Annotated in this window: 11 protein-coding genes; 2 read left to right on the forward strand and 9 right to left on the reverse strand. The window is 69.4% G+C overall.

Annotated features, from left to right (window positions below):
- The first annotated feature begins 57 nt into the window (after positions 1-57).
- Positions 58-594 (forward strand): TerD family protein, encoded by a 537-nt coding sequence (locus tag ABZY11_RS10955; protein ID WP_356478834.1) that lies wholly within the window; start codon positions 58-60, stop codon positions 592-594.
- Positions 595-688: 94 nt separating this feature from the next.
- Here ABZY11_RS10955 and ABZY11_RS10960 read toward each other — a convergent pair whose 3' ends face one another.
- The 5 genes from ABZY11_RS10960 to nrdR form a co-directional block, all read right to left on the reverse strand.
- The gene (locus ABZY11_RS10960) at positions 689-3,085 is read right to left on the reverse strand and encodes an excinuclease ABC subunit UvrA (RefSeq protein WP_356478835.1); all 2,397 of its coding nucleotides are present in this window, start codon (positions 3,083-3,085) and stop codon (positions 689-691) included.
- Between the two features lie 186 nt (positions 3,086-3,271).
- Positions 3,272-3,682 (reverse strand): VOC family protein, encoded by a 411-nt coding sequence (locus ABZY11_RS10965; protein ID WP_356478836.1) that lies wholly within the window; start codon positions 3,680-3,682, stop codon positions 3,272-3,274.
- Between the two features lie 10 nt (positions 3,683-3,692).
- Positions 3,693-4,136: a helix-turn-helix transcriptional regulator gene (locus tag ABZY11_RS10970; protein ID WP_356478837.1), complete on the reverse strand. Its 444-nt coding sequence runs from the start codon at positions 4,134-4,136 to the stop codon at positions 3,693-3,695.
- Positions 4,137-4,327: 191 nt separating this feature from the next.
- Entirely contained in the window at positions 4,328-7,231 is a 2,904-nt protein-coding gene (locus ABZY11_RS10975) for a vitamin B12-dependent ribonucleotide reductase (protein ID WP_356478838.1), read from the reverse strand.
- 160 nt (positions 7,232-7,391) lie between these two features.
- Positions 7,392-7,904, reverse strand: coding sequence for a transcriptional regulator NrdR (nrdR, locus tag ABZY11_RS10980; protein ID WP_356478839.1), 513 nt, complete (start codon positions 7,902-7,904; stop codon positions 7,392-7,394).
- A 520-nt stretch (positions 7,905-8,424) separates the two neighbouring features.
- Here nrdR and lexA point away from each other — a divergent pair.
- Entirely contained in the window at positions 8,425-9,219 is a 795-nt protein-coding gene (gene lexA / locus ABZY11_RS10985; protein ID WP_356478840.1) for a transcriptional repressor LexA, read from the forward strand.
- A gap of 80 nt (positions 9,220-9,299) precedes the next feature.
- On the opposite strand, the gene ABZY11_RS10990 is transcribed toward lexA, so the two are convergent.
- Genes ABZY11_RS10990 through ABZY11_RS11005 form a run of 4 tightly spaced genes read right to left on the reverse strand, consistent with a single transcriptional unit; the run spans position 9,300 to position 16,026 of the window.
- The gene (locus ABZY11_RS10990) at positions 9,300-11,270 is read right to left on the reverse strand and encodes an ATP-dependent DNA helicase (protein WP_356478841.1); all 1,971 of its coding nucleotides are present in this window, start codon (positions 11,268-11,270) and stop codon (positions 9,300-9,302) included.
- A gap of 38 nt (positions 11,271-11,308) precedes the next feature.
- Positions 11,309-13,222 (reverse strand): IucA/IucC family siderophore biosynthesis protein, encoded by a 1,914-nt coding sequence (locus ABZY11_RS10995; protein WP_356478842.1) that lies wholly within the window; start codon positions 13,220-13,222, stop codon positions 11,309-11,311.
- 60 nt (positions 13,223-13,282) lie between these two features.
- A complete protein-coding gene (locus ABZY11_RS11000) occupies positions 13,283-14,107 on the reverse strand; it encodes a GNAT family N-acetyltransferase (protein ID WP_356478843.1) in 825 nt (274 codons plus the stop codon).
- A 44-nt stretch (positions 14,108-14,151) separates the two neighbouring features.
- The gene (locus ABZY11_RS11005) at positions 14,152-16,026 is read right to left on the reverse strand and encodes an IucA/IucC family protein (RefSeq protein ID WP_356478844.1); all 1,875 of its coding nucleotides are present in this window, start codon (positions 16,024-16,026) and stop codon (positions 14,152-14,154) included.
- Positions 16,027-16,049 lie beyond the last annotated feature (23 nt).

The raw sequence follows: 16,049 nt of genomic DNA on the forward strand, positions 1-16,049 counted from the left end.
TGATCGGGTGATGCGAACGGCCCGACGGCCCAGCAGCAAGCCAGGGAGGCAAGTCCGATGAGCACGCCCAACAAGGACATGGACAAGGTCGAAGTCAGACTCAAATGGGATCCCAGCCCTTCGGGAACCCCCGCACATGACCTCGACATCATCGCGGCGACCTACCTCGCCGAAGCACCGTACGGCAGCCCCGCGTACCTCGTGCACTTCGACAGCCGCTCACCCGACGGCACCATCACCCTCAACCGCGACAGCAGGACCGGCCAGGGCCTCGGCTTCGACGAGGTGATGACTCTGGAGCTGAACCGGCTGTCGACCGCGTACACCCGGGTCGTCGTCGGGGTCGCCATCCAACAGCGCGACGGCCGCAGGACGTTCGCCGAGATAGCGAACACCGGTGTTCAGGTCCGGGAGGGCTACACGAACCTGGCGGAGGACGACTTCTCCGCGGTCGGCGCGGCCACCGCGGCGACCGTGGCCGAGTTCGTCCGGGGCGCCGCCGGGGCCTGGGAGTTCCACGGCACGGTCCGGGGCTTCGACGGCGACCCCAATTTGTTCGCCGGAACGATGGGCAGCCGTACGCCCGGCACGTGACACGTCACAGCACGCGGTCCCGTCCCAGCGCTGCGGGAGTACGGCCTGCCCGGCCTCGCACGGTCGTTTCGCACGTCCGCGCGAGGCCCCTCGGTCAGGCTCCGACGTAGTCCGCGAGGTGCTCGCCGGTGAGGGTGGAGCGGGCGGCCACGAGGTCGGCGGGGGTGCCCTCGAAGACGATCCGGCCGCCGTCGTGACCGGCGCCGGGGCCCAGGTCGATGATCCAGTCGGCGTGCGCCATGACCGCCTGGTGGTGCTCGACGACGATGACCGACTTGCCGGAGTCGACCAGCCGGTCGAGCAGACCGAGCAGTTGCTCGACATCGGCGAGGTGGAGGCCGGTGGTCGGCTCGTCGAGGACGTACACACCGCCCTTCTCGGCCATGTGGGTCGCCAGCTTGAGCCGCTGCCGCTCGCCGCCGGACAGTGTGGTGAGCGGCTGGCCGAGGCTGAGGTAGCCGAGGCCGACGTCGGCGAGCCGCTCAAGGATCTTGTGCGCGGCCGGTGTGCGGGCCTCTCCGGCGCCGAAGAACCCCTCGGCCTCGGTCACCGACATCGCGAGCACCTCGCTGATGTCGCGGCCGCCGAAGCGGTAGTCGAGCACCGATGCCTCGAACCGCTTCCCCTCGCACTCCTCGCAGGTGGTGGCGACGCCCGCCATCATCGCCAGATCGGTGTAGATGACACCGGCGCCGTTGCAAGTCGGGCAAGCGCCCTCGGAGTTGGAGCTGAACAGCGCCGGCTTCACGCCGTTGGCCTTGGCGAACGCCTTGCGGATCGGGTCGAGCAGCCCGGTGTACGTCGCCGGGTTGCTCCGTCGCGATCCGCGGATGGCGCCCTGGTCGACCGACACCACATCCGCGCCCTCGGGGATCGAGCCGTGCACGAGCGAGCTCTTGCCGGAGCCCGCGACGCCGGTGATCACGGTAAGCACGCCGAGCGGAATGTCGACGTCGACGCCCCGCAGGTTGTGTGCCGTGGCGCCACGGACCTCCAGCGCCCCGGTGGGCTTGCGCACCGTCTCCTTGACGGCCGCCCGGTCGTCGAGATGCCGGCCGGTGACGGTGTCGCCGGCCCGCAGCCCCTCGACGGTGCCCTCGAAGCAAACGGCGCCGCCCGCCGTACCCGCGCCGGGTCCGAGGTCGACGACATGGTCGGCGATCGCGATCGTCTGCGGCTTGTGCTCCACGACGAGCACTGTGTTGCCCTTGTCCCGCAGCCGCAGCAGCAGGTCGTTCATCCGCTGGATGTCATGGGGGTGCAGGCCGATGGTGGGTTCGTCGAAGACATAGGTGACGTCGGTGAGCGAGGAGCCGAGGTGGCGGATCATCTTGACGCGCTGCGCCTCGCCGCCCGACAGCGTGCCCGACGGCCGGTCCAGCGAGAGGTAGCCGAGACCGATCTCCACGAACGAGTCGAGGGTCCGCTGGAGCGCGGCGAGCAGCGGGGCCACCGACGGATCGTCGAGGCCGCGCACCCACTCGGCCAGGTCGTTGATCTGCATCGAGCAGGCGTCGGCGATGCTCATCTTCTTGATCTTCGACGAGCGGGCCTCCTCGCTGAGCCGGCTGCCCGCGCACTCGGGGCAGGTGGTGAAGGTGACCGCCCGCTCCACGAACTCGCGGATGTGCGGCTGCAGCGCCTCCTTGTCCTTGGACAGGAACGACTTCTGGATCTTGGGGATCAGCCCCTCGTAGGTGAGGTTGACGCCCTCGACCTTCACCTTGGTCGGTTCCCGGTAGAGGAAGTCCTGCATCTCCTTCCTGGTGAACTTGCGGATCGGCTTGTCGGGGTCGAGGAGGCCGGACTCGGCGTAGACCCGCACGGTCCAGAAGCTGTCCGACTTCCAGCCGGGGATGGTGAACGCGCCCTCGGAGATCGACTTGGAGTCGTCGTAGAGCTGGGTGAGGTCGATGTCCGAGACCGTGCCGCGGCCTTCGCAGCGCGTGCACATGCCGCCGGTGCGGGTGAAGGTCCGCTTGACGGTCTTGGTCCGGTCGGCACCGCGGTCGACCTTGAACGCACCGCTCGCCTGGACCGAGGCGACGTTGAAGGAGAACGCCTGGGGCGAGCCGATGTACGGCTTGCCCAGCCGACTGAAGAGGATGCGCAGCATCGCGTTGGCGTCGGTGGCGGTGCCGACCGTGGAGCGCGGGTCGGCGCCGAGGCGCTGCTGGTCGACGGTGATCACGGTCGTCAGGCCGTCGAGCACGTCGACCTCGGGCCGTGCGAGAGTCGGCATGAAGCCCTGCACGAAGGCGCTGTACGTCTCGTTGATCAGCCGCTGCGACTCCGCGGCGATGGTGCCGAACACCAGCGAGCTCTTGCCCGAACCGGAGACTCCGGTGAACACCGTCAGCCGGCGCTTCGGGATCTCGATGCTGACGTCCTTGAGGTTGTTCACGCGCGCGCCGTGCACGCGGATCAGATCATGGCTGTCGGCAGCGTGCGGCGCAGGCGACTGCGTGTCCGCCCTCTTGGCCATGCTCATCGTGTCTCCATCTGTCGGGCGGAGCCGCCCTCGCGGTCTCCGTCTGTGTCGCCTGGCTCGATATCACCCGATTCGAGCAATACATCTGATTCTGGTTCTGGTTCTGCCGCGTCTTCGTGGGTCCGGTCGCGGCAGCGGTCCGCCGTCCGTCCCGATCGGCGGGCGTGGCCGCGATCGCCGTACGGTTCAGCGGACCTCGTTGATGCGGACGAGATTGCCCGCGGGATCACGGAAGGCGCAGTCGCGAATCCCGTACGGCTGCTCGGTCGGCTCCTGGACGACCTCGGCGCCGCCGGCCTGCAGCCGATCGAAGGTGCCGTCGAGGTCGGCGGTGGCCAACGTGATGATGGCGTAGGTGCCCTTGGCCATCATCTCGGTGATGGTACGCCGCTCGTCCTCGGTGACCCCGGGGTCGGCGGCCGGCGGGTGCAGGACGATGGACGTGCCGGGCCGGCCGGCGGGGCCGACCGTGATCCAGCGCATCCCGCCGAATCCGACGTCGTTGCGGACCTCGAATCCCAGGATGTCCCGGTAGAAGGCCAGCGAGGCGTCCGGGTCCTCGTGCGGAAGGAAGCTCGAATGAATCGTGATGTCCATGAACGTCACGCTAATCGCGGCCCGGTGACCGCGCTTCTCGATTCCTGACCGGTCTGGTCACCTGCTTCGCCACACACGACGGCAGCCCCGCGGTCGCCCGCGCGGCCTCGCGTCGGTAGGCGCTGGGCGGCATGCCCACCAGCTCGGTGAAGCGCGTGCTGAAGGTCCCCAGCGACGAGCAACCGACTGTGAAACAGACCTCGGTGACGCTGAGATCACCACGCCGCAACAGCGCCATCGCCCGCTCGATGCGCCGCGTCATCAGGTAGCCGTACGGCGACTCCCCGTACGCCTGCCGGAACGCCCGGCTCAGGTGTCCCGCCGACATGTGCACACCACGGGCGAGCGCCTCGACGTCCAGCGGCTGCGCGAACTCCCGGTCCATCCGGTCCCGGACACGGCGCAGTCGCGCCAGGTCGCGCAGGCGCTGCGCCTCATCGGGTTTGCTGGTCACCTGCGAGATCGTGCCACACCGCGAGGACCGCCGCGCGCCGATGCGTTCGCGACCGAGTACCGGCTCACGGACGGGGATGTTCCGGACACGCGGGAGGGCGCCGACCAGAAGTCGACGCCCTCCTTGAGCTGTGGTTCAGCTACCGGGACACATCATGCGGGATGACACGTCCCCCGCGATTCCGCGGCCGGTCAGCTGCAACCGCTGGTCGAGCCGCAACCCTCGCAGATGTAGCAGGATCCGGCGCGCTGCATCTTCGTACCGCAGGAGAAGCAGAGCGGCGCGTCCGCGCTGATGCCCAGCTGCATCTCGACGAGCTCCGCCGAGGTGTGCGCGGTCTTCGGGGCGGGCTTCTCCGCCTCCTGCACCGCGGCCACCGCCTTCAGAGGCTCCGTCCGCACCGGGGCGGACTGGGCCAGGGTCTCGACGTCCAGTTCCTCGTCCTCGATGGAGGGCTCGTACGAACCCGTGTCGAGGTGGCGCTGACGCTCCTCGGCCGAGTGGATGCCGAGCGCCGAGCGGGTCTCGAAGGGCAGGAAGTCCAGCGCGAGGCGGCGGAAGATGTAGTCGACGATCGACTGCGCCATCCGCACGTCCGGGTCGTCCGTCATGCCGGCCGGCTCGAAGCGCATGTTGGTGAACTTCGAGACGTACGTCTCCAGCGGGACGCCGTACTGCAGGCCGACCGAGACGGCGATGGAGAAGGCGTCCATCATGCCCGCGAGGGTGGAGCCCTGCTTGGACATCTTCAGGAAGACCTCGCCGAGACCGTCGTCCGGGTAGGAGTTGGCGGTCATGTAGCCCTCGGCGCCGCCCACCGTGAAGGAGGTGGTGATGCCGGGACGGCCCTTGGGGAGACGCTTGCGGACCGGGCGGTACTCGACGACCTTCTCGACCGCGGCACGGATGGTGTCCTCGGCCTTGGCGGTGACTGCATCCGCTGCGGACTTTCCCTTCTCCTTGGTCTTGGCGGAGAGGGGCTGACCGACCTTGCAGTTGTCGCGGTAGATGGCGAGCGCCTTGACGCCCATCTTCCACGCCTCGAAGTAGACCTCTTCGACGTCCTCGACGGTGGCCGTCTCCGGCAGGTTCACCGTCTTGGAGAGCGCGCCGGAGATCCACGGCTGGATCGCGGCCATCATGCGCACGTGACCCATCGCGGAGATGGAACGCTCGCCCATCGCGCAGTCGAATACCTCGTAGTGCTCGGTCTTCAGGCCGGGGGCGTCGATCACATTGCCGTGCTCGGCGATGTGGGCGACGATCGCCTCGATCTGCTCCTCCTGGTAGCCCAGGCGGCGCAGGGCCTGCGGGACGGTGCCGTTGACGATCTGCATCGAGCCGCCGCCGACCAGCTTCTTGAACTTGACCAGGGCGAGGTCGGGCTCAAGGCCGGTGGTGTCGCAGGACATCGCGAGACCGATGGTGCCGGTGGGCGCGATGACCGAGGCCTGCGCGTTGCGGAAACCGTTCTTCGCGCCGAGCCGGACCACGTCCTGCCAGGCCTCCGTGGCGGCGGCCCAGATCGGGTTGTCCAGGTCGTCCATGTGGACGGCCGCGGCGTTGGCGTCGGCGTGCTGCTTCATGACGCGCTGGTGCGGCTCGGCGTTGCGGGCATAGCCGTCGTACGGGCCGACGACCGCGGCGAGCTCGGCGGATCGCTTGTACGAGGTGCCGGTCATCAGCGAGGTGATGGCACCGGCGAGGGCGCGGCCGCCGTCGCTGTCGTAGGCGTGGCCGGTCGCCATCAGCAGGGCGCCGAGGTTGGCGTAACCGATGCCCAGCTGGCGGAAGGCGCGGGTGTTCTCGCCGATCTTCTGGGTCGGGAAGTCGGCGAAGCAGATGGAGATGTCCATCGCTGTGATGACCAGCTCGACGACCTTGGAGAAGCGCTCGGACTCGAAGGACTGGTTGCCCTTGCCGTCGTCCTTGAGGAACTTCATCAGGTTCAGCGAGGCGAGGTTGCACGAGGTGTTGTCCAGGTGCATGTACTCGGAGCAGGGGTTCGAGCCGTTGATCCGGCCGGACTCCGGGCAGGTGTGCCAGGCGTTGATGGTGTCGTCGTACTGGATGCCCGGGTCGGCGCACGCCCAGGCCGCCTCGGCCATCTTGCGGAAGAGGGACTTGGCCTCGACCTCTTCGATGACGTCGCCGGTCATCCGGGCACGCAGCCCGAACTTGCCGCCGGACTCGACGGCCTTCATGAACTCGTCGTTCACGCGGACCGAGTTGTTGGCGTTCTGGTACTGGACGGACGTGATGTCGTCGCCGCCCAGATCCATGTCGAAGCCCGCGTCGCGCAGGGCGCGGATCTTCTCCTCCTCCTTCACCTTGGTCTCGATGAAGTTCTCGATGTCGGGGTGGTCGACGTCGAGGATGACCATCTTGGCCGCGCGCCGGGTGGCGCCACCGGACTTGATCGTTCCGGCGGAGGCGTCGGCCCCGCGCATGAAGGAGACCGGACCGGAGGCGTTGCCGCCGGAGGACAGCAGCTCCTTGGAGGAGCGGATACGGGAGAGGTTCAGGCCGGCGCCGGAGCCGCCCTTGAAGATCATGCCCTCTTCCTTGTACCAGTCGAGGATCGACTCCATGGAGTCGTCGACGGCCAGGATGAAGCAGGCGGAGACCTGCTGCGGCTGGGGCGTTCCGACGTTGAACCAGACCGGCGAGTTGAAGCTGAAGATCTGGTGCAGGAGGGCGTACGCCAACTCGTGCTCGAAGATCTCGGCGTCCGCGGGAGAGGCGAAGTAGCCGTGGTCCTCGCCGGCCTTGCGGTACGTCTTCACGATCCGGTCGATGAGCTGTCGCAGACCGGTCTCGCGCTGCGGGGTGCCGACGGCCCCGCGGAAGTACTTGCTGGTGACGATGTTGACCGCGTTCACCGACCAGAAGTCGGGGAACTCGACGCCACGCTGCTCGAAGTTGATCGAACCGTCGCGCCAGTTGGTCATGACGACGTCACGGCGCTCCCACGCCACCTCGTCGTACGGATGTACGCCGGGGGTGGTGTGGACGCGCTCGATACGCAGACCCTTGCTCGACTTGGCTCCCTTGGCTCGGGAACCTCGTGCCGGGCCGCTCGCCGTCTCTGTCATGCCGCCTCCCATATGTGGGCAAAAACACCCTAAAGTGCCCAGAACTTCCCGGGGCACTGTCTGTCTCTGATGCCTCGGGCGCCACGCAGAGCGCCCGGAGCAGGTCTATGAAGCCGCCTTGCCGCCGATCCACGGAACCGTGACGACCGGCCGGCGCCGATCAGTCGGCGGCGACGGAGGGAACGGGGACCTCAAGGATCTCGCCCCTCCCTCGTTCCTCCACGGGAGGCCGCCGCTCACGGAGTTCCGTGATGGCGGCCTCGAAGTCTTCGAGTGTGTCGAACGCCCGGTACACGGACGCGAAGCGCAGGTACGCGACGAGGTCGAGTTCCTGCAGGGGGCCGAGGATGGCCAGGCCCACGTCATGAGTGGTCAGCTCGGCACTGCCGGTGGCACGCACCGCCTCCTCGACCCGCTGGCCGAGCTTGGCGAGGGCGTCCTCGGTGACCGGCCGGCCCTGGCATGCCTTGCGCACGCCGGAGATGACCTTGGTGCGACTGAAGGGTTCGGTCACACCGCTGCGCTTCACCACCATCAGCGAGCAGGTCTCCACCGTCGTGAAACGGCGGGAGCAGTCGGGGCACTGGCGGCGGCGTCGGATCGATGTCCCGTCGTCGGTGGTGCGACTGTCGACGACCCGGCTGTCGGGGTGCCTGCAGAAGGGGCAGTGCATGGCTCCCAACCCTCCTTCACAGCACGACTGAATAGCCTCTCCAGGGCCCGCAGGGCCCCTCGAAGCTGTCACAAGCATAGGCGATGGCCGCACCCTCGGCGGACCGGGGACCACAACTTCTGGGCGGCTGGAACAATCCAACCACTAGATCTTGGGTTTGGCTGCGCATTCGGCCCTACCGCGTGTCGCGCATCACGAGCGATCGGCAGGCAGCGTACGACCGCAGACGAGGGTACGGGAACAGTCCGGCCGCCAGGATTGCGGGGCTCCCACTGTCGGACTCGAACAACGACTCGACGACCACCCCGCATCGCGGCGCCACAACGGCGGCCGCTACCGTAAAAGCCCGAATTACAGGCCGACCCGGACCACCGTCCCGGTCTCTCGGCCATCGCACATACACCCGGCAGAGAACGCACGGCAGACTTTTATTCGTTTTTCACTCGAACGTGTGTTTGGCGCAACCTTTCGAAAGCTACTACCGTTGTCCAGCTAGGGAGACCATTCGAGAGGGGCCGACGTGACCACCACCGCAGACAGTGCCACCATCACTGCCCAGGACCGCTCCCAGAGCCGATTCGAGCCGGTGCATGCCATGAATGACTCAGTCACGAACATGGAGGGGCCGGAGTCCGCGCGCCCAGCGCGCTCCTTGCCCGGCCGACCTCCTGGAATCCGGGCGGACAGCTCGGGGCTCACGGACCGGCAGCGGCGAGTGATCGAGGTGATCCGGGATTCCGTGCAGCGGCGTGGCTACCCGCCCTCGATGCGGGAGATCGGTCAGGCGGTGGGCCTGTCCAGCACGTCCTCCGTCGCCCATCAGCTGATGGCCCTGGAGCGCAAGGGCTTCCTGCGCCGTGACCCCCACCGCCCGCGGGCGTACGAGGTCCGCGGTTCGGACCAGCCCAGTTCGCAGCCCACCGATACGACCGGCAAGCCCGCGGCGTCGTATGTGCCGCTGGTCGGCCGGATCGCGGCCGGTGGCCCGATCCTCGCCGAGGAGTCGGTCGAGGACGTCTTCCCTCTGCCCCGCCAACTCGTCGGTGACGGCGAGCTGTTCGTGCTGAAGGTCGTCGGTGACTCGATGATCGAGGCGGCGATCTGCGACGGCGACTGGGTCACCGTACGCCGCCAGCCCGTCGCGGAGAACGGCGACATCGTGGCAGCCATGCTGGACGGCGAGGCCACGGTCAAGCGGTTCAAGCGGGAGGACGGCCATGTCTGGCTGCTCCCGCACAACTCCGCCTACCAGCCGATCCCGGGCGACGAGGCGACGATCCTCGGCAAGGTGGTTGCTGTACTGCGGCGGGTGTGACGCTCGCCGGTTCCGACCGGGCCCCGGGATCCACTGCGCCGATCCCGGGGCCTGCCTGTGCCACCAGGCACCGGAGCGGACTACTTGCCGTCGGCCTTGGCCGCCGCATCGATCGCCGCGAGTGAGCGGCGCGCCTGGTTCCGGTCGGTGGTGTACCAGAAGTCGGGCAGCGAGGCGCGCAGATAGCTGCCGTACCGGGCGTTGGCCAGGCGCGGATCGAGTACGGCGACCACGCCCTTGTCGCCGGTGGCCCGGACGAGCCGGCCGGCCCCCTGAGCCATCAGCAGCGCGGCATGTGTCGCCGCGACGGCCATGAACCCATTGCCGCCCGCCTCCTCGACCGCCTTCTGGCGCGCGCTCATCAGCGGATCGTCGGGACGCGGGAACGGGATCCGGTCCATGATCACCAGCTGGCAGCTGGCCCCCGGCACATCGACGCCCTGCCAGAGCGACAGCGTGCCGAACAGGCAGGTCTCGGGATCGGCGGCGAAATTCTTGATCAGCTCTCCGAGCGTCTCCTCGCCCTGGAGCAGGATCGGCTTGTCCAGCCTGCCCCTCAGCTCCTCCGCGGCGGCCTGGGCCGCCCGCATGGAGGAGAACAGCCCGAGGGTGCGCCCGCCGGCCGCCTCCACCAGCTCGGCGAGCTCGTCCAGCATGTCGGTGCGGGAGCTTTCCCTCCCCGGCGTGGCCAGATGCCTGGCGACGTAGAGGATGCCCTGCTTCGGGTAGTCGAACGGTGAGCCGACGTCGAGCCCCTTCCACTGCGGAAGGTCGTCGCCCGCGGTGCCTTCGGGGGCCAGGCCGAGCGAGGCTCCCACCCCGTTGAAGTCCCCGCCGAGCTTGAGTGTGGCCGAGGTGAGGACGACGGACCGCTCGGCGAAGAGCTTCTCGCGCAGCAGCCCCGAGACGGAGAGCGGTGCGACCCGGAGGGAGGCGCCGAAACGGTCATGGCGCTCGTACCAGACGACGTCGAATTCCGAGCCCTGGGTGATGCGCTCGGCGACGCCATGGATCGTCTCCACCGAGGCCAGGGCCTGCTTGCGGACGGCGTCCTCGTCCTGGACGGACTTGTCCCGGGTGTTGCCCAGGGCCGAGATCACCGTACGCGCGGCGTCGCGCAGCGCCAGCAGTGCGTAGCCGAGGTCCTCGGGGACCTCTTCCAGGCGGCCCGGGAGCGCCAGCTCCATGACCCGCTCGAACCCTTCCGACGCGGTCTGCAGCGCGTCGGCCGCCTTCTCGTTGACCAGCTTCGCCGCGCGGCGCACCGCGCGGTTGACCTGGCCGGGGGTGAGCTCGCCGGTGGCCACCCCGGTGACCCTGGAGACCAGCTCATGGGCCTCGTCGACGATCAGCACCTCGTGCTGCGGGAGCACCGGCGCGCCCTCGATGGCGTCGATGGCGAGAAGGGCGTGATTGGTGACGACGACATCGGCGAGCTTGGCCCGCTCACGGGCGAGCTCGGCGAAGCACTCCGCGCCGTACGCGCACTTGCTGGCGCCCAGGCATTCGCGGGAGGAGACGGAGACCTGTGCCCAGGCACGGTCGGAGACCCCCGGAGTGAGGTCGTCGCGATCGCCGGACTCGGTCTCGTCGGACCAGTCCCTCAGCCGGAGCAGATCCTGGCCGAGCTTGCTCGACGGGGCAGCGGCCTCGAACTGGTCGAAGAGCCCCTCCTCCTCGTCCTGCGGCACCCCTTCGTGGAGCCGGTGCAGGCAGAGGTAGTTCGACCGGCCCTTGAGCATGGCGAAATCGGGACGCCGACGCAGCAGCGGATGCAGGGCGTCGACGGTGCGCGGAAGGTCGCGCTCCACGAGCTGACGCTGGAGTGCCAGCGTGGCCGTGGCCACCACAACCCGCTCCCCGTGCGCCAGCGCGGGCACCAGGTAGCCGAGGGACTTGCCCGTGCCGGTGCCGGCCTGGACGAGCAGATGGGAATTGTCGTCGACGGCCTCGGCAACGGCCTCGGCCATGGCGGCCTGGCCGGGTCGTTCCGTGCCGCCGACGGCGGTCACGGCGGCGTGCAGGAGCTCGGGGAGGGATGGCTTCGTCATAGCCCGACCAGCGTACGGGGCGCCACTGACAACAGCGGTCACTCCCGGACTCCGCCGGCGGGGTGGAGCGGGTTGGGAACGGTCCCGTGGATGGCCGCGTGCGGGCGCTGGGGCCGGTCCCGGTAGCCGTCGACGTGCAGGCGGTTGCGGTTCAGACAGAGACGTTCGATGCGCGGTGTCAGCAGGTCGAACATCTCGAACCGCTCCTTGAGCTCGGGAAAGCGGGCCTGGTGGCGGAGGATCTCGGCCCGGACGAGTGACCAGAAATCGCCCTCCGGAACTCCCAGCTGTTCCTCGCACAGCGAGGACAGGAAGCGGAACACCCCGATGAACAGTCCGGAGTGGATGAACTGAGTGAGGAACGAGGGTTCCTCGGTGAGCAGGATGCGGCGGACGTCCTCGGGCATCGAATCGTGCTCCGGCAGCGGCCGTGCGCTGATGTTCACATCGTCGACGAAGTCCTTGATCGCCAGGCGCACCGGTACGTCGTGGTCGTCGAAGACCACGATGGCGTTCTCGCCGTGCGGGGAGAAGACCGTGCCGTACCGGTAGAGGAAGTGCAGCAGCGGCGGCAGCAGGGCGGCGAAGAGGTGGGTCAGCCAGGCGGTGGGCGTCAGCCCGGAGCGGGCGACGAGCTCGGCCGTGAAGGCGCGGCCCTGCGGGTCGGTGTGGAGCAGCGAGGCAAGGGTCCGGGCCCGCTCCCCGGGCGCGAGCCGGGGCTGGAGGGGCTCGCGCCAGATCGCGCCGAGGATCTCCTTGAACTGGTACGGGACCTCGGGAAGGTGGTCGTAGAGCGGGTGCTCGACCGTCACCGAGGCCACCTCGCCGAGCAGGATGACCCGGCAGGTGTCACGCAGAAAGGCGTCCTGGTCGCGCAGGCCGTGGACCCAGGTGGTGACGGCGGGGGCCGCGAGGGTGCGTTCGGTCGGCAGTCCTCGCCAGACCAGCGTGTTGAGGATCGACAGGGGCAGCTTGACGGTGTGCCGGTCGGGGCGGGCCACGTTGCTGAAGGTGCGGATGGACTGCTGCGGCAGCCTGAGGTCCGCGTCGGCGTGGAGCGGAACGATGTCACCGGCGGCGATGGCGGGGGCGAAGACCGGAACGATCCATTCGTCCCACTGCCAGGGGTGTACGGGAAGGCAGAGATAGCTGTCGGGATCGAGGCCGCGGGTGCGGAGCACGGTGGCGAAGGAGTCACGTACGGACGGGTCGAGCTCCTGTGCGTACAACTGCTCCGGGGCGGTCAGACCGGCCACTCCGCGGTAGGCGGCGATCCTCGTGGAGACCGCGATCCACGGCAGCGTGAGGGGCCTGCGGGCCTCGGGGGTGTAGCGCGAGGCATCGGTGGCGGAGAAGCCGAGGCGGCCCTTGTTGGCGACGAGCCAGGGGTGGCCGGTCTGGTGGCCCTCCAGCTCGGCGTAGTCGAGGTCGGCCAGCCGGGCCGCGGGGAGCGCGGTGTGGTCGAGCCGGGCGTCGGCGGTGAGGGTGGTGGTGATCTCGCGGATGAGGTGCCCGAGGGTGGCGCCGTCGATGTCGAGGAGGCGGCGGGCGCGGACGAGGAACTGCAGCGGATCACGGAAGGGGACGGCGCCGGTGTCCGGGTCACCGGGTGTACTCCCGTGTGTCTCCGGACCGGGGGCGCTCCCGCACGAATCCGGACCGGAGGCGCTCGCGCGCGTCTCCAGAATCGAGTCCGGGGCGATGCGCCAACTCCCGTACACGCCCCGCCGGGCACGGAAGCCGAGGGTTGTGCCGTCGTCGAGTCCGAGGGTGTACGTATCGCCTCCGCCGGGCTGCCCGACCGGCTCGATGACTTCCTCGTAGGCGAATTGACCGAGCATCTTCGCGAGCAGTCGGGCGGCGGCTCCGTCCCAGACCGTCCGGTTCAGTTCTGGCGTGCTGAGCAGCTCGGCGGACTCCGCTGAATCATGGCTCGCGGGATATTTCGGCACGGGGACTCCTCGGGATGGAACCGATGGGGTTCGAGCGGGGTGAGTGATGCAGCAGTTCGTTCACAGTTGGGCACGATGGTTTCGGTCGCGGACCATCAGGGCGGCTCGTTTGTCGGGGAGTTCGAGTTCCGCGGAGAAGCGGAATCCGGCACTCAGAAATGCGGATACGGACGGGGTGTTGCGCAGATCGGGTTCGGCGACAACCCGCGCACACTGGGGACGGTTGTCGAGTACGAGGTCGGCGACGGCCCGCAGCAGGGTGGTGCCGACGCCACGTCCGCGGTTGTGCACACCACCGATGAGCAGGTGGATTCCGGTGTCGTGCGGACGAGCGGGGTAGTGCCGTGCCAGCGGGTCGAGATCCGCGCGGTAGATCTCCCAGTAGCTCATGGGGATGCCTGCCAGTACGCCGAGGCAGGGGACGCTGCGTCCGTCGCCGTCGAGTTGGGGACGCAGATGCGCGGCTGTGACGGCTTCGGGTCCGGCGAGTTCCCAGAAGGCCGCGACCGCGGGGTCGTTCATCCAGCGACTCAGTACGGCGAGATCGCGTTCCAGCCGCACGGGGACGAGCTGGAAGACTCCGGCCGGGGTGGTGACCGGTCGCCAGTCGGCCGGACGGTCCAGCAGATCGGAGGCGGCCGCCCTGCTGATGGCCGGCGGTGTGTCCGCTGCCGGGCCCGCGTCGCCCGGGACGGACGACGCGGGTGACGGGAGCGACGCGGGCGCGCCGGGCTGCAGGTGCGGCGCCGCGGTGGCCGGTGTGTCCGCCCCGAACAGGGCGAGGAGTTCTTCGGAGAGCTCCAGGTCCAGGGTGTCCTCGGCACCGGTGTCGGCCTGTGGGGCAGGGCCGGTCGCGGCGTCGATGTGCGCATCGGCGGGAGCCACGGTGTCGCTCTCCTCTCGGCGGTTCAAGCGGTGGTCATGTTCCCTCAGGAACACAGGGGGTTGGCAATGGTGACGTAGACGGACTGGGTGTCGACGGGACCGACGAGTTCGTCCAGGCCGTGCATCCGGGTCAGCAGGTTGGCCTTGCACCGCAGGTGGGACTTCTCCAGCAGGTGCGTGGGGAGCGGGGAGCCCAGGGCGGCGACCGAGCCGAGGAACCGGCGGAAGGCCGCGACGAGTACGCGTTCGTCGGCGAGGTGCTGGGCCCCGAACGCTCCGATCAGGCCGAACACGTTGTTGATGCCGAGGTAGTAGGCGAAGCGTTCGTCGGTGACCTCGTCGGAGACGAAGGTGTCGCTGGCCGATCCGATACCCGCGAGCCGGTGCTCCAGCGCCGCGCGGTGGGACTCGCGGAAGTAGTAGCCCTGGTTGTCGCGGTACCGGCCGCCGACGGGCCAGCCCTCGGCGTCGAGCAGTACCAGGGTGTTCTGCTGGTGGGCTTCGAGGGCCACGCCCGCGTGGGCGTCGAGCCAGAGCACGGGGCCCACGACCCGGTTCAGGTAGCGCAGGAACCACTCGGCGGCGACCGCGCCCACGGTCCGTCCGGTGGCGGCGGCCAGGGAGAGCACGATCTCGGCGAGGCGTGAGTGCATGCCCGTCCTGCCCTGCCACGGGCGCGGGGCGGTCAGGGCCGCGATGCAGACCGCGTCGTCGTGCGGCCCGAACGGATTGTGGCGCAGCATCACGTCGAGGCCCTGCACGGGTTCGCCGTCCGGGCCGTCGACGGCGAGCCAGGCGGGGTCGCGGACGATGTCGAATCCCGGATGGGCGGCGTGCCACTGCGTGGCGAGCCCGCTGCGGAGCAGCCGGTGGACCTCCACGCCGCGGTGGAGTTCCTTGCGGAGGTTCTCCCGGCGGGAGTTGGTGATGCGTACGCCGAGGGAGAGCTTGAGCATGACCTCGACACCGGGCCGGTGCACGGTGCGGACGGAGGAGGTGGGGTGCCAGCGCCGGCCGTGCGGTCCCAGGTCGTGGAGGAGTCCGGCGTCGAGCAGGGCGGCCACTTCGGGACGGTGCGCGAGTTCGCGGGCCTGCCAGGGGTGGAGCGGAATCGGTGCGGTGTTGTCGGGGAGGCGCAGCCCCTCGGCGTGGGAGGCGACCAGCTCCGTGGCCGGGACGGGCCGGCCGCCATCGGTCCAGGCGGAGTCGGTGGCCAGCACGGACCGGTCGACGGCCATCCAGTTCAGCGGGAAGGAGCCGTGCGTCTCGGGTGAGTAGAGGCGCGATTCGGCGTCGGAGAGCCCTTCGCGGCTCTTGGGGGTGGGGTGGAGCGGATGTCCGAGCAGAAGTGACTGCTCCGCGGTGAGGAAGAGGTCCGCTTCGGCCGGGGCGTGGGGGGCGCGGCGCCGCTCGGCGATGAAGCCGGCGGTTCGCCGTACCGAGTCGGCCACCCGGGCCACCATGTCGGCCCCCTCGTCGCGGTCGGCCTCGCGGCCCAGGAGAGCGGCGATCGTGACGGCGTCGGTGGGCGGTGCTCCTTCGGGTGCCCCCTCCAGGGCGGGCGGGCCGAAGCGGTGCCAGCCGGTGGCCGACCAGTAGCGAACGGGGACGAGCAGGGCCGTTCCACTGGCGGGGAGGGGGACACGGAGGGTGTGCCCGTCCGGCCGGGGCAGGGCGGTTTCCCGGACCCAGCAGCGCAGCAGATTCTCCGTGCCCGCCGCGTCGGCGGCCCGCAGCGGGTCGGGGTGGTCGAGCGGGTCGGCCGTCGCCCCGACGGTGGCCGCGGACTTCGGGGTGTACCGCTCGTCGGGCGGTGCCGTCATCTGGCGCGGCACGGTGGACTGCTCGACGACGAGTTGGCCGGTGAGCTGCGGGGAGGGGGGAGAGCCGTCGGCCTGGGGGGCGGGGGTGGGGTTCACGGCGGTCTTTCTCGTGAGGGTGT

The organism is Streptomyces sp. NPDC006510, assembly GCF_040611955.1.
Taxonomy (GTDB): Bacteria; Actinomycetota; Actinomycetes; order Streptomycetales; family Streptomycetaceae; genus Streptomyces.